Here is a 21,156-nt window from a genome sequence, read left to right on the forward strand (position 1 = left end):
GGGCGGGGGCGAGGCGAGGTCAGGAGGGTGGGGTGGGGGTGTCGGCGGGCAGTTCCTCGACCGTGCGGCGGGGGCCGGTGAACCACTTGCGGGCCGAGGCGTACCACCAGATCGCCACGCCGAGCAGCACCCCGCCCACCGCCAGCGGCGCGTAGTTCACCGCCGTCCAGGAGAAGTCAGGATGGCCCGGCACGCCGGCCGGGACGATCGGCAACACGAAGTAGACCGAGATGACGGCGATCTCCACCACCGCGATCCAGCCGAGCAGCCGGTAACGGCGGCCGAGCGTCCACGGGCCCGGGACGAACCGGTCCCCCATCCGCAGCCGCAGGAAGATCGGGATGATGAACGACAGGTAGAGCCCGATCACCGCCACCGACACCACCGCGTAGAACGCGACCGGGATGCCGCCGCGCTGGTAGAGCGCGGGCAGCGTGAGCACCAGCCCGGCCAGCGTGGCGCCGATGATGGCGTTGACCGGCGTACCGTTGCGGTTGACCTTCGACCATAGCCGCCAGCCCGGCACCGCCCGGTCCCGGCTGAACGCGTACGCCATCCGCGACATCGAGGTCACGCAGCTCATCCCGCAGAAGAACTGCCCGATGGTGGAGATGATGATGACCACCTTGAAGAAGAACGGGGTCAGCGCCGTCTCGAAGATCGCCCCGGAAAAGCCGCCCGCGTCGTTGATCGCGTCCACGTCGGTGGCGGCGAACAGGAACGCGAGCAGCAGGATCCAGCCGCCGACGGCGGAGTAGAAGATCGACCGCCACAGTCCCTGCGCGGCGGCCTTGGACGCGCCCCGCGTCTCCTCGGAGACGTGCGCGCAGGCGTCGAAGCCGGTGATCGTGTACTGCGTGAGCAGGAAGCCCAGCGGCAGCACGTAGAACCAGAACGTCAACCCGCCGGTGTCCCCGTCGCCGAAGCCGGAGTTGTTGAACCGCTCGGTGAACACGAACTGGAAGCTCTGGTGGTCGTCCGGGACCAGGACCAGGATCAGCACCACCACGGCCGCGCCGGCCACGTGCCACCAGACCGAGACGTTCTGGAGTACGTCGATGATGCGGTGCCCGTAGATGTTGATCAGGCCGTGCAACGCGAGGATCACCACGAACAACCCGAACGTCTGGTGGCCGGTGCCGGCCCAGCCGTCGACGAGCGCCGACAACGTCAGGTTGAGGAACGTGGCGCAGCCGTAGTCGACCGAGGCGGTGACCGCGACCAACCCGATCAGGTTGAGCCAGCCGGTGAACCAGCCGTGCACCGGCCGACCCATGGTCGCCGCCCACCAGTAGATCCCGCCCGCGGTCGGGTAGGCGGAGACCAGCTCGGCCATGCAGAACCCGATGACCAGGATGAACATCGAGATCACCGGCCAGCCCCAGGACACGGCCACCGGGCCACCGTTGTTCCACGCCTGACCGAACGTGGTGAAGCAGCCGGCCAGGATCGAGATGATCGAGAACGAGATGGCGAAGTTGGAGAAGCCGCTCCACTTGCGGCGCAACTCCTGTTTGTAGCCGAGTTCGGCGAGTCGTCGGGCGTCGTCGTCCATCGGCTGCTCGGCGGTCGGCGCGGGCGTCGTGGCCACTGCACACCTCCTCGGGCGAGTGCTCGCAGTCTGCTCCCGCCGATCAAGGTGGTCAATACGCGTACCGGTTAAATGCGTTGTCCCAGCTCCCGGCCCGGGGCATCCTTGGAGCTGTGACCAGGCCCGACCCGACGGGCCGGCACCGGGCGCTCGGCAACGCCCGGTCCGCGGCGGCGCGCGGCGTCCACCTCTCTCTCACTGAAGTACGGCCTCTCGCCGTACCCCGGACGCCCGCGCCGCCGCTCCCTACCGACCCGACGGTCGCCGTCAGCCCGGGAAGGCCACGTCCGCCGGATCGACATAGGGGCTCTGGTTGTCATCTTGTATACAACGTTGTAAATTGACAGGTGTTCACCCCGACCAAGGAGGTAATCCTGGACTGCGCACTGGCCTTCGATGCCACCTACGCCCCGCACGCGGCGGTCGTGATGTCCACCGTGGCCGCCCAGATGCCGACCGAACCGCTGCGGTTCTGGCTGGCCGCCGACGACGACGTCACCGAGCCGACCCGGGCCTCGCTGACCCGGGCGGCCCGGCACGCCACCGTCACCTTCCTGACCGTGGACCCTCCACCGATCCGCCTGCCCGGATCCCGCGAGCCCCACCTGAGCTACCTCTCCGCCGCCATGTACCTGCGGCTGCTGATCCCGCACGCCCTGCCCCCGGGCGTCGACCGGCTGCTCTACCTCGACTCCGACGTGCTCTGCACCGGCTCCCTGGCACCGTTGCGCGACGTCGACCTGGGCGACACGCCGGTCGGCGCGGTCCGGGACGCGTTCACCCGCCGCCTCATCGACAACGGCGGCCTGCCCGGCATCTACGGCTATCGGGACCTCGACGCCCAGGCGCCGTACCTGAACTCCGGGGTGTTGCTCATCGACGTGCCACGGTGGCGGGAACTCGAGATCACCGCCGCGGCGCTCGGCTACATCGCCCGGCACGCCCACGAGGCGCGTTTCCCGGACCAGGACGCGCTCAACCACGCCGTCTACGGCCGGTGGACCCGGCTCCCCAAGCGCTGGAACCACATGATGGCGTGGCGGCTCGACCCGACCGTCGGCGGGAGCATCACGGACGCGTCCATCATCCACTTGGCCGGCCCGGTGAAGCCCTGGCATCCGGCCTTCCCGGACGGCGTGTTCCGGCAGCTCTACCGCAGGCACCGCCGGCGCACCGAACCGGTCACCGCCCGAGCCCGGGCGGGATCACTCACCGCTTCGCGCCGGTGACGAACGCTTCGCCCCCAACCCCGACCAGGACCGCCGCGCGGTGACGGGTGTCGTGCCTCAGGCGAACAGCAGGCCCGCCACCCAGAGCGCGGCGATCACCATGCCCGCCATGAACTCGACAAGCATGGACAGGCCGGCCGCCTTGAGCGCCTGCACGGTGGCCGGCCAGGCCAGCCGGTTGCTGCCCAGCCGCAGCAGTTCCGCGCCCCAGATCCCGGCGATGAAGCCGATCGGCAGCCCGATCACCGGGATGACGAAGAACCCGACCACGCCGAGCAGCGCGCCGGCCAGCAGCGACCGGGTGGGCACACCGGTCCGCTTCAGGTTCCGCCCCGGCCAGAGGTACTTGACCACGGTGCCACCGGCGGCGACCACGGTCGCGGCGGCGAGCACCGCCCAGCGGCCCGGGCCGGCGTCGCCGAACAGCGCCCACACCAGCACACCGCCCCAGCACAACGGCAGCGCCGGCAGGCCGGGCACCACCACGCCGGCCAACCCGGCGAGGATCGCCAGCGCGGCGACCACCGACACCACGGCCTGCGAATCGGTCAGACTCACGAGTTCACTCTTCTCTGCGCGGGCGGTGCGTAAACCGAGATGTTAAGCGGGGGCCCCTCCTCTACCGGAGGCGTTAGGCGGGGGCCCTTCCTTAAGCCGCCAGGCGGGCGCGGATGTCGTCGGCGGGCATCGGGGCGCCGAACCAGCGGCCCTGGCCGGTGTCGCAGCGCAACGCCCGCAGCCGCTCGGCCTGCACCTCGGTCTCCACCGCCTCGGCCGTCACCGACAGCTCCAACGCGTGCGCCAACCGGACCAGCGCGTCGACGATCCGCTCGTCGCGGTGGTCGGCGACCGCGCCGTCACCGCGGATGCCCTCGACGAACGGGCCGGCCAGCTTCACGCAGTGGATCGGCAGCCGGCGCAGGTACGCCAGGTTCGAGTAACCGGTGCCGAAGTCGTCGATGGCCAACCGCAACCCGAGGTCGGCGAGCTGGTGCAGGGCCCGCAGCGGCTCACCCGCGCTGCCCATCACCGCGCTCTCGGTCAGTTCGAGCTGGAGCAGCTCGGCGGGGAGGCCGGTGTGCTGCAACGCCTCCGCCACGGTCTCCACGATGGCCGGGTCGTCGGCCTGCCGGGCGGCCAGGTTGACGCTGACCACCGGTCTCGACTCCGGGAAGGCGCGCCGCCACGACTCGGCATCCCGGCACGCCTGGCGCAGCACCCAGGCGCCGAGCCGGACGATCAGACCGGTCTCCTCGGCCAGGCCGATGAAGCGGTCCGGCCCGAGCAGCCCCAGCTCCGGGTGCTGCCAGCGGACCAGCGCCTCGACCGCCACCATGGTGCCGTCCAACAGCGACACGATCGGCTGGTAGTGCAGCACGAACTCGCCCCGGTCCAGCGCGGCGGGCAGGTTGGCGGCCAGCGCCGACCGGGCGATGTCGGCGGCGCTGCGCTCCGGGTCGTACACCGCCCAGCGGCCCCGCCCCTCGGCCTTGGCCCAGTAGAGCGTGGTGTCGGCGGCCTTCATCAGCTCGCCGGCGCTGGTCTCCGCCGCCGGGCAGTCCACGATGCCGATGCTGGCCGAGACCGCGAGCTGCTGGTCGGCGACGTGCACCGGGGCGGAGACCGCCGCGAGCGCCAGCTCGGCCACCTCGACCGCGTCGTCGAGACCGCCGCCGGAGTCGACCAGGATGACGAACTCGTCGCCGCCCATCCGGGCCACCAGGTGCCCACGGCCGGCCACGCAGTCGCTGAGCCGTCGGGCGATCACCTGGAGCAGCCGGTCACCGAGGTCGTGGCCGAGGCTGTCGTTGACCGCCTTGAACCCGTCCAGGTCGATGAAGCAGAGCCCGACGCGCTGCTCGGGGCCGGCCGCGGCGAAGACACCACCGAGCGTCTCGAAGAACAGCGTCCGGTTGGGCAGGCCGGTCAGCGGGTCGTGCAGCGCCTGGAAACGCAGCCGCTGCTGAAGCTCGTACCGCTGGGTGATGTCCTCGATCATGGCGACGGTGAACCGGGGCCGGCCGTCGTCGTACCGGATCAGGGACACGGCCAGGTCGGTCCAGACCACGCTGCCGTCCTTGCGGTAGTAACGCTTCTCCACCCGGGCGCTGTCCCGCTTGCCCTCGACCAGCTCCTGGTAGAGCTCCCACATGCCGGCCGCGTCGTCGGCGTGGGCCAGCGCGGACACGTTCATCTGCCGCATCTCCGCGACCGTGTAGCCGAGCATGTCCGCGAAGGACTGGTTGACCTCGATGATGTGCCCGTCCACCCCGGCGATGCCGATGCCGATGGCGGCGCCGGTGAAGACCGCCCGGAACCGCGCCTCGCTGTCCCGCAACGCCTGCTCGACGGCGTCCCGGGCCTGCCAGGCGGAGCGGGCGATCCGTTCCTGCTGGCTGAACACCCGGTCCCGCAGCGCCCGGCTGAACCCGGCGGCGACCGCGCCCTGCAACGAGGCGATCCGTTCCCGCAGCTCGGGCAGATCCTCGCGGGCCGGCAGCACCCAGGCCAGGAACCGGTCGCCGAGCGCCTGCACCGACCAGTCGAGCACGCCGGGCTCGGTCAGGTGCGCCTCCACCAGGGCCCGCCCCACCTCCTCCGCCGGCCGGGCGGAGAAGGTGGGTGCCCGCAACGCGCGGGCCAGCCGCTCGGTGAGCGACACCAGCAGGCGCTCGGTCTCGGCCGCGCTCAGCGGCACGAAACCGATGCGCCGCACCGCCCGGGCCCACTCGGCGGCGTACGCCGTGGCGCCGGGACGGCTGAAGTCATCCCCGACGGGCTCCGGGGCGGGCACGTCGGCTCACCCGGCAGCGCGGTCGTGCCGGGCGACGCCGCCGAACGCCCCGAAACGTTCCGGGTGCTCGTCCACGTCCGAGGGCGAGTCGGGCCGCCAGAGCGGCATGTGCACCACACCCGGTTCGAGGATCGTCCAGTCACCGAAGAAGCCGGTGATCTCGGCCCGCGAGCGGAGCGTGATCTCGGTGGCGGTACGCGCCGACAGCCGCTGCGCGTCAAGCATCTCCTGCGGCTGGTCCTCGAACGTGGAGTGCGAGACGACCAGGAAACTGCCCGGCGCGGCGGCGGCCCGCAGGGTGGCCAGGATGTCGGCCGGGCGGTCGGCGTCCGGCACGAAGTGCACCACGCCGGCGAGCAGGATGCCCAGCGGCCGGTCGAAGTCGATCAGGCCGCCGGCCCGGGCCTGGTCCAGGATCAGTTTCGGCTCGCGCAGGTCGGCGAGGAGCGCGGTGGCCCGGTCGTTGCCGGCCAGCAGCTCGTGGCTGTGCGCCACCGCCACCGGGTCGATGTCGACGTAGACGATCCGGGCCTCGGGGTTCGCGGCCTGGGCGACCTCGTGCACGTTGCCGACGGTGGGGATGCCGGAGCCGATGTCGAGGAACTGGTCGATGCCGGCGTCGAGCAGTACCCGCACCGCCCGGCGCAGGAACTCCCGCCCGGAACGCATGGTGGCCGCCAGGTTCGGCGTCATGGCCGCGATCTGCTCGGCGAGCTGCCGGTCGATCTCGAAGTTGTGCGCCCCGCCGAGGAAGTAGTCGTAGACCCGGGCGGCGCTGGGCCGGCTCAGGTCGATCCCGGCGGGAGGTCCGTCCGACGTCTGCATCGTGCGATCTCCCCGGTCGTCACCCGCCCGGTGGGGCGGATCATGTGGTCCAGCCCACTCTATGCGCGCCGGACCGACAACGGGAGATCCACTTCTGGCGATGCCGCCGTCCGCGCTCAGCCGGCCGACTCCAGCAGCAGCGAGATGCCCTGCCCGACGCCGACGCACATGGTGGCGAGGGCCCGCCGACCACCCCGGCGGCGCAGCTCCAGCGCGGCGGTCAACGCCAGCCGGGCACCGCTGGCGCCGAGCGGGTGGCCCAGCGCGATGGCCCCGCCGTTCGGGTTGACGTGCTCGGCGTCCTCCGGCAGGCCCAGCTCCCGCAGCACCGCCACGGACTGCGCCGCGAACGCCTCGTTCAGCTCGATCACGTCGACGTCGGCCAGCGTGAGGCCCTGGCGGTCGAGCAGCTTCCGGGTCGCCGGGACCGGCCCGATCCCCATGATCCGTGGCGGTACGCCGGCCGCCGCGGCGCCGCGTACCCGGGCCAGCGGGGTGAGGCCGTAGCGTTCGACGGCGGCCGCGGAGGCGACCAGCAGCGCCACCGCGCCGTCGTTGACGCCGGACGAGTTGCCGGCGGTCACCGTGCCGCCGTCGCGGAACGGGGTGGGCAGCGCGGCCAGCTTCTCCGGCGTGGTCTCCCGCGGGTGCTCGTCGACCTCGACGAGCTTCGTCTCCCGCCGGCCGGCCGGCACGGTGACGCCGACGATCTCCTCGGCCAGCCGGCCGTCGGCCTGCGCCTTGGCGGCCCGCTGCTGCGAGCGGTACGCGAACGCGTCCTGCGCGACGCGGTCCACGCCGAACTCGGCGGCCACGTTCTCCGCCGTCTCCGGCATCGAGTCGATGCCCCAGCCGCGCTCCATCAGCGGGTTGACCAGCCGCCAGCCGATGGTGGTGTCGTAGACCTCGGCGGCGCGGGAGAACGGGGTGGTCGCCTTCGGCATCACGAACGGCGCGCGGCTCATGCTCTCCACGCCGCCGGCCACCACCAGGTCGGCGTCCCCGGCGACGATGGCGCGGGCGGCGGCGGCGAGCGCGTCCAGGCCGGAGCCGCAGAGCCGGTTGACGGTGCTGCCCGGCACCTCCGCCGGCAGGCCCCCGAGCAGCGCGGCCATCCGGGCCACGTTGCGGTTGTCCTCGCCGGCCTGGTTGGCGCAGCCCAGGATCACGTCGTCGGTGCGGGCCCAGTCGACCGACGGGTGCCGCGCCACCAGCTCGCGGATCACGTGCGCGGCGAGGTCGTCGGGGCGGACCCCGGCGAGGGCGCCGGCGTACCGGCCGATCGGGGTGCGGACTCCGGCAACGAGGTAGGCCACGGTCATCGCGCGCACGTCCTTCGGGGGTGGGAAGGGGTCGGTCGGCGGCGGCCCGGCGGGTCGCGCCGGGGTGCCACGGCGCCAGGATATCCGCGCCCGGAGCGGATAGGTTGGCGGCATGGCCGGGGCCCAGTTCAGCGCAGAGACCAGTGGCGGCGGTTCCTTCGTCCGCCAACCCAACCGGTTCACCGGGCGGGTCACCCCGCACTCCACCTCGCCGGCCGGCGGCGGGCCGGACGAGCAGGGCCGCTGGCCGCTGGAGCCGGGCCGGTACCGGCTGATCTGGTGCCGGGCCTGCCCGTGGGCGCACCGGGCCCGGATCGTACGCGGCCTGCTCGGCCTCGACGAGGTGATCTCGCTGGGCACCGTGGACCCGATCCGGGACGAGCGGGGCTGGCGGTTCGCGCTGGACCCGGACGGCTTCGACCCGGTGCTGGGCGTCGGGTTCCTCTCCGAGGCGTACCTGGCCACCGACCCGGACTACACCGGCCGGGTGACCGTGCCGGCGCTCGTCGACACGCTGACCGGGCACGTGGTCACCAACGACTATCCGCGGCTCACGCTCGACCTCTCCACCGAGTGGCGGCGGTTCCACGCGCCGGACGCGCCGGACCTCTACCCGGTCGAGTTGCGGCCGGAGCTGGACGCGCTGATGGCGGAGATCCACTCCGACGTCAACAACGGCGTGTACCGGTGTGGTTTCGCCACCTCGCAGGCGGCGTACGACGAGGCGTACACCGCGCTGTTCGCCCGGCTGGACGCGTTGGGCGAGCGACTGGCCGGGCGGCGCTACCTGATGGGGGACGCGATCACCGAGGCGGACGTGCGGCTGTTCACCACGCTGGTCCGCTTCGACGTGGCGTACCACGGACACTTCAAGTGCAACCGGCAGAAGCTCACCGAGATGCCGGTGCTGTGGGCGTACGCGCGGGACCTGTTCCAGACGCCGGGCTTCGGCGAGACGGTGGACTTCGACCACATCAAACGGCACTACTACGCCACCCACGACATGATCAACCCGACCCGGATCGTGCCGCTCGGTCCGGACCTGGCCGGCTGGACCACGCCGCACGGGCGTGGCTGAGCGCCCGTCGCGCCGGGTCGCCGCCGCCGGGGCCGCCGCCTGCGTGCTGGCCGGGGCGGTCGCGGTGACGGTTGCCGTCATCGCCGGTCCGGGCCCCGGCCCGACCGGGTACGTCAGCGAGGCCGGTGTCGCCGACAGCGGGTACGCCGGGGCGTACCGGATGGGGATCTTCACGCTGGCGGCGGCGCTGCTGCTGCTCGCCGGCGCGCTGCCGGCGGTGGCGCGGGCGGCGTCCGTGCTGCTCGGCGTCGGCGCGGTCGCCACGGTGCTCTCCGGCACGGTGACGTGCAGCGCCGGCTGCCCGCTGCCGCCGTTCGAGGCCGCCACGGTGGCCGACCTGGTGCACGGCGGAGCCAGCATCGCGGCCACCGCGGCGGTGGTCTTCGCGATGCTGGCGCTGGTGTGCGGCCCCGCCGCGGGCGCGGCGCTGCGGCGGGTCGCCGCGGTCGGCGCGACGCTGGCGCTGCCGCTGGCCGGCGCGGTGGGGCTGGCCATGCTGCTGGTCGGCCGGGGCGCGCTGGTCGGCGTGCTGGAGCGGCTGCTGCTCACGGTAACCGCCGCGTGGGCCCTAACCACCGCCGTGGTGCTGGTAAGGAGGGGCCCCCGCTTAACGCATTCGGTAGAGGAGGGGGCCCCGCTTAACACCGAGGTGTTAAAAGGGGGCCCCTCCTTCCCCAACCGCCGGTTGTAAGGGGCGTCACGGGGAACGGTCCTTCCGGCGGGGCGGGTGCGGGAGTAGCGTGGTTCGGCGATGACCAATGTCTGGTGCCTCACCGAGCGCCTGTACGTCGACCTCCGACGGCAGGCCAGCGGCGTCTGTCCGGCGTAGCTCCGCTCCCCGACGCCCGCCCTTTCCTCTCCAGACCTTGGACCCGTCCTCATGGCTTCCGCCCTGCGCAAGATCCCCTTTTCCGTGCAGATCCTGCTCGGCCTCGTGCTCGGCGTGGCGCTGGGCTTCCTCGCCCGCGCCACCGACCTCGCCTGGCTGACCAGCACGCTCGACACCGTCGGCGGCCTCTTCGTCCAGCTCCTCAAGCTGGCCGTGCCGCCACTGGTCTTCACCGCCATCGTGGTCAGCGTGGTCAGCCTGCGCGGCGTCGCCAACGCCGCCCGGCTGGCGCTCAAGACGCTGCTCTGGTTCGGCGTCACCGCGCTGATCGCGGTGAGCATCGGCATCGGCCTGGGCCTGCTCACCGACCCCGGCCGCGGCGTGAACCTGGACCCGGCCGGCGCCAACGCGCCGAAGACCACCGGCTCCTGGATCGACTTCCTCACCGGCATCGTGCCCACCAACCCGGTCGGCGCGTTCGTCGAGGGCAACGTGCTCCAGATCGTCTTCCTCGCCCTGGTGGTGGGCGCCGCCGCGCTGCTGGTGGGCGAGCCCGCCGAGCCGTTCGTGCAGCTCAACCGCTCGGTCCTGGCGATCGTGCAGAAGGCGCTGTGGTGGGTCATCCGGCTCGCCCCGATCGGCACCCTGGGCCTGATCGGCAACGCCGTCGCCTCGTACGGCTGGGACCTGCTCGCCCCGCTCGCCAAGTTCACCACCGCCGTCTACGTCGGCTGCGCGCTGGTGATGTTCGTGGTCTACCCGGTGCTGCTGGCCGCCGCCGGCCGGCTCAACCCGCTGCGCTTCTTCGCCGGGGCCTGGCCCGCCATCGAGCTGGCCTTCGTGTCCCGTTCCTCGGTGGGCACCATGCCGGTGACCCAGCGTTCGGTGGAGCGCCTCGGCGTCCCCCGCGAGTACGCCTCCTTCGCGGTGCCGTTCGGCGCCACCACGAAGATGGACGGGTGCGCCGCGATCTACCCGGCGCTCGCCGCGATCTTCGTGGCGCAGGTGTTCGGCGTGGACCTGGGCGTCACCGACTACCTGCTGATCGCGTTCGTGTCGGTGGTCGGCTCGGCCGCCACCGCCGGCCTGACCGGTGCGATCGTGATGCTCACGCTGACCCTGAGCACGCTGGGCCTGCCGCTGGCCGGCGCCGGGCTGCTGCTGGCCATCGACCCGATCCTGGACATGATGCGGACCGCGACGAACGTGGCCGGACAGGCCGTGGTGCCGACCATCGTGGCCGCCCGCGAGGGCACGCTCGACCGGGCCGCGTACGACTCGGCCGGCAGGCGCGACCTGATCGAGCCCGTCGAGCCCGCCGAGCGCGAGAACGAGCGGCTCGCCCCCGTACCCGCCTGATCCACGCCCGACGGGTGCGTTCCGGCCGGGAACGCACCCGTCCCCCTGACCGGAGGAGAACCGCATGAGCGCCCTGTTCACCCCGCTCGCCCTGCGCGGCGTCACACTGCCCAACCGGATCGCGCTGGCGCCCATGTGCCAGTACGCTGCCGGGCCCGACGGGCTGCCCACCGACTGGCACCGCGTCCACCTCGGTTCCCGCGCGGTCGGCGGGGCCGGGCTGGTGCTCACCGAGGCGACCGCGGTGGTGCCGGAGGGACGGATCAGCCCGCAGGACGTCGGGCTCTGGTCCGGCGCGCACGTCGACGCGTGGCGGCCGGTCACCGCGTTCGTCGCCGGCCAGGGCGCGGTGCCGGCCGTGCAGCTCGCGCACGCCGGATTCAAGGCGTCGACGTACCGGCCGTGGGCGGAGCGGCGCGGCGGCGTGCCGGACGCCGAGGGCGGCTGGACGCCGGTCGGCCCGGGCGTCGACCCCTTCGTCAGCGACTACCGCACCCCGGTCGCGCTCGACGAGGCCGGCGTCGCGGCCGTGGTGGACGCGTTCGCGGTCGCCGCCGGGCGGGCGGTGGACGCCGGCTTCGCCGCGGTGGAGATCCACGCGGCGCACGGCTACCTGCTGCACGAGTTCCTGTCCCCGCTGACCAACCGGCGCACCGACGGCTACGGCGGGGACCGGGCCGGCCGGATGCGGCTCACCCTGGAGGTGGCGCGCGCGGTCCGCGCCGCGGTCGGCGAGGCGGTGCCGGTGCTGACCCGGATCTCCGCCACCGACTGGACCGACGGCGGCTGGACGATCGAGGACAGCGTGGTGCTCGCCGGTGAGCTGGCCGCCGCCGGCGTGGACCTGGTCGACGCGTCCTCCGGCGGGGCGGCGGCGAAGGCGTCGATCCCGGTCGGCCCCGGCTACCAGGTGCCGCTGGCGGCCCGGATCCGCCGCGAGGCGGGCGTGCCGACCGGCGCGGTGGGCCTGATCGTCGAGCCCGAGCAGGCCGAGCAGATCGTGGCCGGCGGCGAGGCCGACCTGGTGCTGCTGGGCCGGGAACTGCTGCGCGACCCGTACTGGCCGCGCCGCGCCGCCGCCAAGCTGGGCGCCACCTCGGCCTGGCCGGACCAGTACGCCCGCGCGTTCTGACCGCGCCGGGCCCCGACCCGGGCGGGTCGGGGCCCGGCGGTCAGCCGGCCAGATGGTTCCAGCGGGGTTCCAGGTCGGACCACGCGCCCTGGTCGGCGACCACGCCGTCGACAAGCACCACCACGTGGTCCGCGCGGACCAGCGCGGCCCGCTTGGCGGTCGAGCCGACCACTGTCACCCCGTGCTCGCGCAACGCCGCCCAGAGCGCCAGCTCCGTGGTCACGTCCAGCGCCGACGACACGTCGTCGGCGACGAGCAGTTCGGTACGCGGGGCGAGCGCCCGGGCCAGCGCCAGCCGCTGGAGCTGACCGCCGGAGAGCCGGGTCCCCTTGTGCCCGATGAGCAGCCCGAGCCCGCCTCCAGCGGCGGCCAGGTCGTGGTCGAGCTGGGCCGTCGACACCGCGCTCGCGGCGTCGACCGGGTGGCCGAGCGCGATGTTCTCGGCCACCGTGCCGGAGAGCACCCGGGGTAGCTGGCCCACGTAGCCGACCTGGTTGGGGCGCAGGAACAGCTCCGGCTCGGTGACCGGTTCGCCGTTCCAGCGCAACGCGCCGACGTGGTGCACGATCCCGGCGAGCGCGCGCAGCAGCGACGACTTGCCGGCCCCTACCGGGCCGACCACCAGCACCAACTGCCCGCGTTCGACCACCAGGTCGACGTCGCGGACGGCGAGCGTGCCGTCGGAGTGCAGCGCGCCGAAGCCGGCCAGCTCCAGCCGGCGCAGCGGGTGCCGGGGCGGCGGCTCCGGCGCGGGCGCGGTGCCGGCGACGAGGTCGAGCCCCGGCACCGGTTCGGAGTAGTTGGCCGTCCCGGTCATCGCCACGGTCCGCCGCGTCCACACCCGCGCCGACGGGTACTGCGAGACCAGCGCCGCGGTGGTCCACGCGAACCAGCGGGCCGCGCCCAGCGTGGAGACCGCGACCAGGGTGGCGCCGGCGGAGAGCCCGCCGGTCAGGTAGAGCGCCCAGGCCCCGATCGGCAGCAGCCCGCTGACGACCGCCGGGGTGGAGCGGGCCCACACCTGCATGGCGATCTCCCGGCGCTGCCGCTCGCTGCGCACCGCGTCCAGCCCGGCGAGGTGGGTCAGTACCGGCCGGGTGGCGCCGGCCAGCTTCACCGTGCGGGCGGCGGAGAGCGCGGAGACCAGCGCGGTGGCGAACGCGGCGCGGGCGGCGACGGTGCCGGCGGCGGTGCGTTCCAGCCGGGGCCCGAACAGCGTCGCCGCCAGCCCGGAGACCACCATCGTGCCGACGAAGAACAGCGCCGGCACGAAGCTGCCTGTCACCAGCGTCATGGTGAGCACGATGGCCAGCGAGATGAACTGGTCCATCAGGTTGTCGGCGAGCTGCACCACCCGGTCGGTGTCGCCGCCCTGCGCGACCACCTCGGCCGGGGTGTGCCCGCTGACCCGGCGCGCGCCGGTCTGCCCGTGCACCAACCGGGCGCTGATCCGCAGCATCTGCCGGATCCACCACTGCGGGAACCACAGGTTGGTGAGGTAGGGCAGCGGCAGCACCAGCAGCAGCGCGGCGGCGATGCCGAGTGCCGGCAGCCACGGGTCGCCGCCGGCGACCAGCTCGGCCCAGAGCCAGGGCAGCACCGAACCGTCCAGCCCGAGCAGCGTCAGCACGATGAACAGGCCGATCGCGGCCAGGCCGTACCGGGGATCGTTGAAGCCCAGCCGGAGGATCTCCCGCATGGTCCGCGCGGGCGGCGCGGGCGGCGCCGGCGGCGGTTCGGCGCGCGGCATCCCGGCGCGACGCGGCGCGGGGGCCGGCGCGACGGCCGGGGCCGCCTCGTCGGCCCAGCCGGGCGCGTCGAGCAGTTCCACGCCGCCGCGCCGCGCGCCCGTGCCCGCGTACGCCCCGGCGTGGCTGGTGGCGAGCAGCTCGGCGAAGCGGGCGGACTCACGCATCGGGCCGGCCTCCAGCACCGCGCCGTCGGCCATCACCACCACCTCGTCGCAGCGGCGCACCGAGGAGAGCCGGTGCGCGATGACGATGCCGATCCGATCGGTGAGCAACCGCTCGGTGGCCTCGCGGACCCGGTTCTCGGTGACCGGGTCGAGTCGCGCGGTGGCCTCGTCGAGGATCACCACGTGCGGGTCCCGGACCAGGATGCGGGCGAACGCGACGAGTTGCTCCTGGCCGGCGGAGAGCACGTGCCCACCCTCGCCGAGCCGGGTGTGCACGCCGTCGGGCAGCTCGGCGATCCAGCCGGCCAGGCCCAGCTCGGCCAGCGCCCGCTCGGCGGCGTCGAGCAGCTCCGGGTCGTGCAACGCGACGTTCTCGGCGAGCGTGCCGGCGAGGATCTCGGTGCGTTGGGGCACCACGGCGATCCACCGGCGCAGTTCCTCGACGTCCAGGTCGACCAGGTCGGTGTCGCCCAGGAAGACGGTGCCACGGGGCACCTCCACCGCCCGGGTGAGCACCTTGGCCAGCGTCGACTTGCCCGAGCCGGTGCGGCCGACCAGCGCGTACGAGCGCCCGCGGACGAAGTCGAGCCGCACGTCGCGCAGCGCCGGGCCGCGCTCCTCGCCGGCGGCCGGGTAGCGGAAGGTGAGCCCGCGCACGCTCAGGTCGCCGTCGGTCGGGGCGGCCCCGCCGGCCGGCTCCTGCCGCGCGCCGGCCAGCAACTGCACTCGGGCCCACGCGCCGAACGCCTGTTGCAGGTGCGGCACCCAACGGGCGATGTGCTCGACGGTGGCGCCGAACGCGATGGCGAGCAGCCAGACGGCGGTGAGCCGGGCGGCGTCGACCCGCCCGGTCGACAGCGCCCACGCGCCGGCCAGCACCACACCGGCGATGCCGGCCCGGACGCCACCGGCGGCCACCGAGGTGACCCGGGCGGAGAGCCGGAACACCCGGCCGCAGCGGGCGACCACCTCGGCCGCGCGGCGGGCGTAGAGCCGCATCACGTACGGCCGGGCCAGGCTGGTGCGCACGTCGTCCTGCCCGTGCACCGCCTCCTCCATCACGGCCGCGAGGTCGGACCAGGCCTCCTCCTCGGCCATCCGGGCCGGGGCGATGCGGGCGGTGGGCCGGCGCAGCAGGACCGCGAGCAGCGTGGTGAGCAGCACCATCCCCACGCCGGCCGGCCACCAGACGACGAGCGCGCTGACGGTGGCGAGCACACAGACGGCGATGCCCTGCGCCAGCCGTACGCCGGTGTTCCGCATCTCGGCGGCGACCTGGTAGACGTCGTTGTCGATCCGGTCGAGCAGCTCGCCGACCGGCGTGGTCTCCAGGGCGGGCAGCTCCTGCCCGAGCGCGACCCGGCAGAGCCGGCGACGCACGTCGGCGGACCAGTCGGCGGTGAGCCGGGCCATGATCAGCCCGATCAGCAGGTCGGTGACGACGGCGGCGACGAGCGCCACGGCCAGCGCGACGAACCAGCCGGACGAGCGGTGCACGAGCACCGGCCCGGCCAGCGCGGAGGCGGCGGCCTGGCCACCGGCGCCCAGCACGATCAGCAGCAGAACGGCCGCCATCCGCCGGGGTGCGGTGGCCCAGAGGTCTCGGAGCAGGCGCATAGGACGGTCCTCCGGACTCGGACGGGTGGGGGCGGTGCACCCAGCCTTCCCGCCGGACCGGCGTGGTTCAACCGAATTACCGCGTTCCGGTCAGGTCCGGGCGACCCGGCGGACGATGCCGAGCAGCGCCTCCTGCACGTCGCCGATCGGCCGCTCGGGCTGGAACACCAGCCAGTCCACGGCCACCACCAGCCCGACGCCGAACAGCGCCGAACTGGCGGTACGCACGTCCAGGTCGGCCGGGAGGTCGCCGCTGTCCACCCCGGCCCGGACCGTCTCCGCGATCACCTCGATCGCCTCGCCGCGCAGCAGCCGCAGCGTCTGCTGCCACTCCCGGTTGGTGCGCCACATCTCGGAGAGCAGCAGTTGGGCGAAGGCCCGGTAGCGGCGGATGTAGTCCAGTTCGGCGCGGACCAGCGCGGCGAGCGCCTCGCGCGGGGGCAGCCCGTCGACCGCGGCCCGGAACTCGGCGGTGAGCAGGCCGATGCCGTGTCGCAGCAGCTCCTCGAAGAGGACCGTCTTGGACTCGAAGTTGTAGTAGACGGTCCCCTTCGCCACCCCGGCGCGGGCCGCGATGTCGTCCACCGTGGTCGCCGAGAAGCCCTGCTCGGCGATCAGGTCAACCGCGGCCACGAAGAGTCGTTGGCGGGTGTCCTCCCGCCGGCGGGTCCGTCCGTCCGTCACCGGCCCATCCTCACATGGTCAGTTCGGGGTGCAGCTTGGCCGGGGTGAGCCGGCGGGAGCGGCGCGCCGCGCCGACGCTGAGCGCCAGCGCGCCCAGCCCGAACGCGAGCAGCACCGACGCGGCGGTGACCACCGGGCCGGCCGGCCCGCCGTTCACGGTGTGCCGCAGGCCGCTCACCACGTACGTCATCGGCAGCCAGGGGTGGATGGCCTGGAAGAAGGCGGGCGAGGTCTGCACCGGGTAGGTGCCGCCGGACGAGGTGAGCTGGAGCATCAGCAGCGCCAGCGCGGCCAGCCGGCCGGCCGGACCGAGTGCCACACCGAGCAGTTGCATGATCGCGGTGAACGCCAGCGAGGTGAGCGCGAGCAGCCCGAACGTCGCCGCGCCGTGCGTCGGGTGCAGCCCGAGCGCCAGCGTCACCACGGTGTAGAGCACGGCGACCTGGGCCAGGCCGATCCCGGCGGCGGGCAGCCAGCCGGCGAGCACCACCCGCCAGCCGGGCGCGCCGGACATCACGTGGCGCCGGTTGACCGGCCGCAACAGCATGTACGTGATCATCGCGCCGACCCAGAGCGCCAGCGCCAGGAAGTACGGGGCGAAGCCCACGCCGTACGAGCCGGCCGGGTGCTGCGAGTCGCGGATCAGGCCGACCGGGTCGCCGAGCACGTCGGCGCGACTGGCCGCGTCGTCGTACCCGGGCAGTTTCTTCTCCCCGGCGGCGAGCCCGTCGGCGAGGTCGCCGGCGCCGCCCTCCAGCTTGGTCAGCCCGTCGACGAGCGAGGTGCTGCCGGTGCCGAGCCGGGCCAGGCCGCCGTCGAGCGCGCGGGCGCCGGTGGACAGTTGGTAGAGGCCGCCGCGCAACTGGTCGGCGCCGGTGGACGCGTCACCGAGCCCGTCGCGGAGCTTGGCGCTGCCCTGGGCCAGCGTGCCGAGCCCGCTGGCCAGCTTGTCGACCTTGGCCCGGGCGGCGGCGACGTCGTCGGCCAGGTGCGGCGCGGCGGCGGCCACCTCCCGGGCGGTCTTCGCGACCTCGGTCATCTGCTTCTTCAACGCGGCCAGGTCGGACCTGTCCACGGCGGACGCCAGCGCCTCGGCCTGGGTGACGGCCCGGGCGGCGGCCGTGCGGGCGGCGGCGAAGTTCGGGTCGTCGGCCAGCTCGGGGTGTTCCTTCGCGACCGCGTCGAGCCGGTCGGAGATTTCCTGCGCCAGCCTGACCACCTCCTCGGCCTTGGCGGGCAGCGCGTCCAGGCCGGCGGCGAGCTGCTGCGCGCCGGTGGCGACCGCGGTGGCCGCCTGCTGGATCTTGTCGGCGTTGCGGCGCAGCACCGGCTCGTACCTGTCGGCGGCGGCGTCGACGGTGGCGGCGGCGGCCTTCGTCTCGGTGGCGGCCCGGCCGGCGCCGTCGGCGAGCTGGGCGGCGCCGGTCTGCAACTGGTCGAGCCCCTTGGCCAGCTTGTCGGCGCCCTGGACGGACGTGTGCAGCCCGCCGGCGAGCCGCCCGGCGCCGTTCTCGGCGTCGCCGAGCCCGTCGGCGAGCTGCCCGGCGCCCCGCTGGGAGGCGTCGAGCCCGTCGGAGATCTTCCCGGCGCCGTCGGCGGCGCGGCCGGTCTCGGCCTTGGCGTCGGTGAAGCCGATCAGCATCTTGTCGAAGTACGAGGCGGCGGTGCTCTCCGCGGCGGCGGCCCGGATCTCGCTGAACGCCGAGCGGGCGAGCAGCCCGGAGAGGTAGTTGGTGGCGTCGTCGTTGACCACCTTCAGCTCGCCCTGCCGGGCCGGCCGGTCCGGCTCCGGGCTGGCCGCGAGCGTGGCCGAGAACTCGGCCGGGATGGAGAAGACCAGGTGGTAGCGGCCGTCGCGGAGGCCCTTCGTGGCGTCGGCCTGGTCGGTGACGGTCCAGCCGAAGACCTTGCGGTCGATCAGTTCGTCGGCGAGGTCCCGGCCGGCGTGCACCTCGCTGCCGTCGGCCGCCTTCGCCGGCCGGTCGGCGTTGACCAGCGCGACCGGGATCCGGTCGAGGTTCCCGTACGGGTCCCAGAACGCGTAGAGGTAGAGCGCGCCGTAGAGCAGCGGGACCACGGTGAGCACGGCGAGCGCGGCGCGCGGCAGCCGGCCCCGGGTCATCCGGCGCAGCTCGAACAGGGCCAGTCGCAGCACGCTCATGCGGTCACCTCGGCGGCCGGGACGGGAGCGGTCGCAACGGGATCGGTCGGAACGGGATCGGTCGCAACGGGATCGGTCGCAACGGGATCGGTCGCAACGGGATCGGTCGCAACGGGATCGGTCGCAACGGGAGCGGGCAGGGCGGGGGTGGGCAGCGCCGGGTCACCGATGCGGTGCACGGTGGCGGTGACGCCGGGCTCGACGGCCCGGGCGCTGGCGACCACCGCGTACCCCTGGTCGGCGAGGCGTTCCAGCGCGGCCCAGATCCACTCCCGTTCGCCTCGGTCGGCGCCGGCGTCCACGTCGTCCGCGACGATCAGGCTGGGGCCGCCGAGGCTAGCCAGCACCAGCCCGAGCACCTGCCGGTCGACCGGGGTCAGGTCGCGGCCGTACCGGTCCGGGTCGAGCGGGGTGTCGGTGAAGCCGGCGCCGGCGATGGCGGTGGCGTAGGCGTCGCGGCGGTAGGCGCGGCGGGCCCGCAGCGCGGCCACCGGGACGAGCTGCCGGCGGCGGCGCGGCACCGGCCCGAGCAGCAGCAGCCGTTCGGTGATGTGCTCGGCGACGGTGAGCGTCGGGTCGGGTTCGTGCACGCCGGCCACCTGGCCGAGCGCGGCCGGGCCGCGGCGGCGCAGCTCGCCGTGGCTGTGCGGGAAGCGCCCGGCGAGCGCGAGCAGCAGCGACGTGCGACCACTGCCGGGCGGGCCGGTGACCGCGTGCAGCTCACCGCGGTCCGCGGTGAGGTCGACGTCCCGGTAGACCCAGCCCCGACGGGCCCGTAGTCCCAATCCGCTGGCCTCGACGATTGCCATGGCACCCTTCTAGACTGACTGGTCAGTATAAAAACATGGCCAGCATAGCGCCGGGTGTCCGGTTCGGGGCAAGGCGAGGCGGGGTGATCCTCAGAACAGCACGGTGGCGAGCGTGCCGACCGGGCGGAAGCCGCACCGCTCGTAGACGCGCCGGGCCGGTTGGTTGAAGTCGTTGACGTAGAGACTGACCGTCGGCGCGACCCGGGCCAGCGCGTCGCGGACCACGGCGGCCATCGCGGCGACCGCGATGCCCCGGCCGCGCCACTCGGGCGCCACCCAGACCCCCTGCACCTGCGCGGTGCGCCGGGTCACCACCGCCAGCTCGGCCTTGAAGACCACCCGGCCGTCGACGAACCGGGCGTAGGCCCGGCCGGCGCGCACCAGCTCGGTCACCCGCCGCCGGTAGCCGCGCCCGCCGTCCTCGGCCAGCGGCGAGACGCCGACCTCCTCGGTGTACATCGCCACCGCCGCCGGGAAGAGCCGGTCCACCTCACCGACGCGCACGCGGCGCACGTGCGGGTCGGGCGCCACCGGCGGCGGCGCGTCCGTGGCCAGCAACGGCTGGTTCGGGCGTACGTCCCGGGCCGGCCCCCAGTGCGTGGAGAGGCGGTCCCAGAGGCCGAGCACCGCGTCGGCGCGACCCACGATCGAGGAGCAGAGCCGCTCCTCCTCGCCCAACTGCTCGGCGAACGCGGCCACCGCCGACTCGGACGCGAGCACCGGGGTCAGGTTGCCGCCCAGCCAGCAGATCGACTCCAGGTTGCGGCGGGAGCCGTAGCCGAGGATCCGCGCCTCGGCCCGCCACCACGCCAGGCCGCGCGCCGCGACCCGCTCGGCGACCTGCGCGCCGGCGTAGGGGTCGAGGTCGAGCAGCCGCTCGACCGAACGGCGCTCCGACTCCCCCAGTTGGCGTACCGGCATCGTGAGCACGGTTACCAGCCTGCCAGACGCAGCCGGGAGCCGGTGGGCCGACCGGGCACTCAGCCGCCCCATTACGTCTTGTCGACGATGCGTTGCCGATATATCGTTGATGCATCAGTGATACTCCCAGCGAAGGAGAGTCCGATGGGTTTCCGTCGACACGTCCACACCATGCACGACGAGATGCACCGGCACGGCGGCTTCGGCTTCCCGCCCGTACCCCCGGGTCCGCCGCCGTTCCCACCCGGGCCGCACGGGCCGCACGGCCACGGGCGCGGCCGGGGTGGCCGGGGCCGCGGCCGGCGACCGAACGTGCGCGGCGCCGTGCTGGCCCTGCTCACCGAGCGGCCGATGCACGGCTACGAGATGATCCAGGAGATCGACGCCCGCACCGGCGGGGCCTGGCGGCCCAGCCCCGGGTCGATCTACCCGACGCTGCAACTACTGGAGGACGAGGGCGTCATCGCCACCGCCCCCGACTCCGACGGCGGGCGCAAGCGGTTCGCCCTCACCGAGCAGGGGCAGGCCGAGGCCGCCCAGGCGGCGGAGGCCCCGCCCTGGGCGGAGTTCGCCGAGCAGACCGTCAACAGTTGGCACGACATCCGCGACGCGGGGACCCAGGCCATGAACGCGCTGCGGCAGGTGATGACCACCGGCACGGACGACCAACGCGCCCGCGCCGCCCAGGTGCTCGACGAGACCCGCCGCAAGCTCTACGCCATCCTCGCCGACCCCGAGTAACCCCCTCCCACCCCTCCCCCTCGCCGCGCCAGATTCACGGAAAGCGTGGTCATTCCGCCCGCCATGGCCACGCTTTCCGTGCATCAGCGGGGATACCGGGGTGGGGGTGAGACGCGCGTGCGGCCGGCCCCGACGGGGGACGGCCGCAC

The 21,156-nt window shown here is 73.9% G+C and carries 16 protein-coding genes; 6 read left to right on the top strand and 10 right to left on the bottom strand.

Translation table 11 applies throughout. The annotated features are described in order from the left end of the window. Positions 1 to 19: 19 nt before the first annotated feature. On the bottom strand, positions 20 to 1,591 hold the full coding sequence (locus ACZ6O5_RS07495; RefSeq protein WP_465975186.1) for an amino acid permease: 1,572 nt from the start codon (positions 1,589 to 1,591) through the stop codon (positions 20 to 22). Between the two features lie 347 nt (positions 1,592 to 1,938). Between ACZ6O5_RS07495 and ACZ6O5_RS07500 the strand changes: the two genes are divergently transcribed. After that, positions 1,939 to 2,820 carry a glycosyltransferase family 8 protein gene (locus ACZ6O5_RS07500; protein WP_465975188.1) on the top strand — a complete coding sequence of 294 codons (882 nt, stop codon included), beginning with the start codon at positions 1,939 to 1,941 and terminating at the stop codon, positions 2,818 to 2,820. Between the two features lie 57 nt (positions 2,821 to 2,877). Here ACZ6O5_RS07500 and ACZ6O5_RS07505 read toward each other — a convergent pair whose 3' ends face one another. The 4 genes from ACZ6O5_RS07505 to pcaF form a co-directional block, all read right to left on the bottom strand. Next, positions 2,878 to 3,378 (bottom strand): DUF456 domain-containing protein, encoded by a 501-nt coding sequence (locus tag ACZ6O5_RS07505; RefSeq protein WP_465975190.1) that lies wholly within the window; start codon positions 3,376 to 3,378, stop codon positions 2,878 to 2,880. Between the two features lie 91 nt (positions 3,379 to 3,469). After that, the gene (locus tag ACZ6O5_RS07510) at positions 3,470 to 5,614 is read right to left on the bottom strand and encodes a putative bifunctional diguanylate cyclase/phosphodiesterase (protein WP_465975191.1); all 2,145 of its coding nucleotides are present in this window, start codon (positions 5,612 to 5,614) and stop codon (positions 3,470 to 3,472) included. 6 nt (positions 5,615 to 5,620) lie between these two features. Then, positions 5,621 to 6,439, bottom strand: coding sequence for an SAM-dependent methyltransferase (locus tag ACZ6O5_RS07515; protein ID WP_107155998.1), 819 nt, complete (start codon positions 6,437 to 6,439; stop codon positions 5,621 to 5,623). Positions 6,440 to 6,555: 116 nt separating this feature from the next. After that, entirely contained in the window at positions 6,556 to 7,761 is a 1,206-nt protein-coding gene (gene pcaF / locus ACZ6O5_RS07520; protein ID WP_465975193.1) for a 3-oxoadipyl-CoA thiolase, read from the bottom strand. Positions 7,762 to 7,873: 112 nt separating this feature from the next. Between pcaF and ACZ6O5_RS07525 the strand changes: the two genes are divergently transcribed. The 4 genes from ACZ6O5_RS07525 to ACZ6O5_RS07540 all read left to right on the top strand — a co-directional run bounded on the left by ACZ6O5_RS07525 (position 7,874) and on the right by ACZ6O5_RS07540 (position 12,159). Then, the gene (locus tag ACZ6O5_RS07525) at positions 7,874 to 8,839 is read left to right on the top strand and encodes a glutathione S-transferase family protein (protein WP_465975195.1); all 966 of its coding nucleotides are present in this window, start codon (positions 7,874 to 7,876) and stop codon (positions 8,837 to 8,839) included. Then, complete coding sequence (locus tag ACZ6O5_RS07530; RefSeq protein ID WP_465975197.1) at positions 8,832 to 9,530, top strand: DUF998 domain-containing protein; 699 nt, start codon at positions 8,832 to 8,834, stop codon at positions 9,528 to 9,530. The genes ACZ6O5_RS07525 and ACZ6O5_RS07530 overlap by 8 nt, the downstream gene beginning before the upstream one ends. Positions 9,531 to 9,731: 201 nt before the next feature. Beyond that, positions 9,732 to 11,027, top strand: a complete 1,296-nt coding sequence (locus ACZ6O5_RS07535; RefSeq protein ID WP_465975898.1) for a dicarboxylate/amino acid:cation symporter — start codon at positions 9,732 to 9,734, stop codon at positions 11,025 to 11,027. Positions 11,028 to 11,091: 64 nt separating this feature from the next. Continuing rightward, a complete protein-coding gene (locus tag ACZ6O5_RS07540) occupies positions 11,092 to 12,159 on the top strand; it encodes an NADH:flavin oxidoreductase/NADH oxidase (protein WP_465975199.1) in 1,068 nt (355 codons plus the stop codon). Between the two features lie 40 nt (positions 12,160 to 12,199). On the opposite strand, the gene ACZ6O5_RS07545 is transcribed toward ACZ6O5_RS07540, so the two are convergent. The 5 genes from ACZ6O5_RS07545 to ACZ6O5_RS07565 form a co-directional block, all read right to left on the bottom strand. Continuing rightward, entirely contained in the window at positions 12,200 to 15,691 is a 3,492-nt protein-coding gene (locus tag ACZ6O5_RS07545) for an ATP-binding cassette domain-containing protein (RefSeq protein ID WP_465975201.1), read from the bottom strand. A gap of 90 nt (positions 15,692 to 15,781) precedes the next feature. Continuing rightward, positions 15,782 to 16,375, bottom strand: a complete 594-nt coding sequence (locus tag ACZ6O5_RS07550) for a TetR/AcrR family transcriptional regulator (protein WP_107155991.1) — start codon at positions 16,373 to 16,375, stop codon at positions 15,782 to 15,784. Positions 16,376 to 16,385: 10 nt separating this feature from the next. After that, complete coding sequence (locus ACZ6O5_RS07555) at positions 16,386 to 18,536, bottom strand: YhgE/Pip family protein (protein ID WP_465975203.1); 2,151 nt, start codon at positions 18,534 to 18,536, stop codon at positions 16,386 to 16,388. After that, entirely contained in the window at positions 18,533 to 19,345 is an 813-nt protein-coding gene (locus ACZ6O5_RS07560; RefSeq protein ID WP_465975205.1) for an ATP-binding cassette domain-containing protein, read from the bottom strand. Before ACZ6O5_RS07560 ends, ACZ6O5_RS07555 begins: the two co-directional genes overlap by 4 nt. 90 nt (positions 19,346 to 19,435) lie before the next feature. Next, positions 19,436 to 20,275, bottom strand: a complete 840-nt coding sequence (locus tag ACZ6O5_RS07565) for a GNAT family N-acetyltransferase (protein ID WP_465975206.1) — start codon at positions 20,273 to 20,275, stop codon at positions 19,436 to 19,438. Positions 20,276 to 20,410: 135 nt separating this feature from the next. Between ACZ6O5_RS07565 and ACZ6O5_RS07570 the strand changes: the two genes are divergently transcribed. After that, positions 20,411 to 21,007 carry a PadR family transcriptional regulator gene (locus ACZ6O5_RS07570; protein ID WP_425789846.1) on the top strand — a complete coding sequence of 199 codons (597 nt, stop codon included), beginning with the start codon at positions 20,411 to 20,413 and terminating at the stop codon, positions 21,005 to 21,007. Positions 21,008 to 21,156: the final 149 nt, after the last annotated feature.

Source organism: Micromonospora sp. NPDC049201 (genome assembly GCF_055586805.1).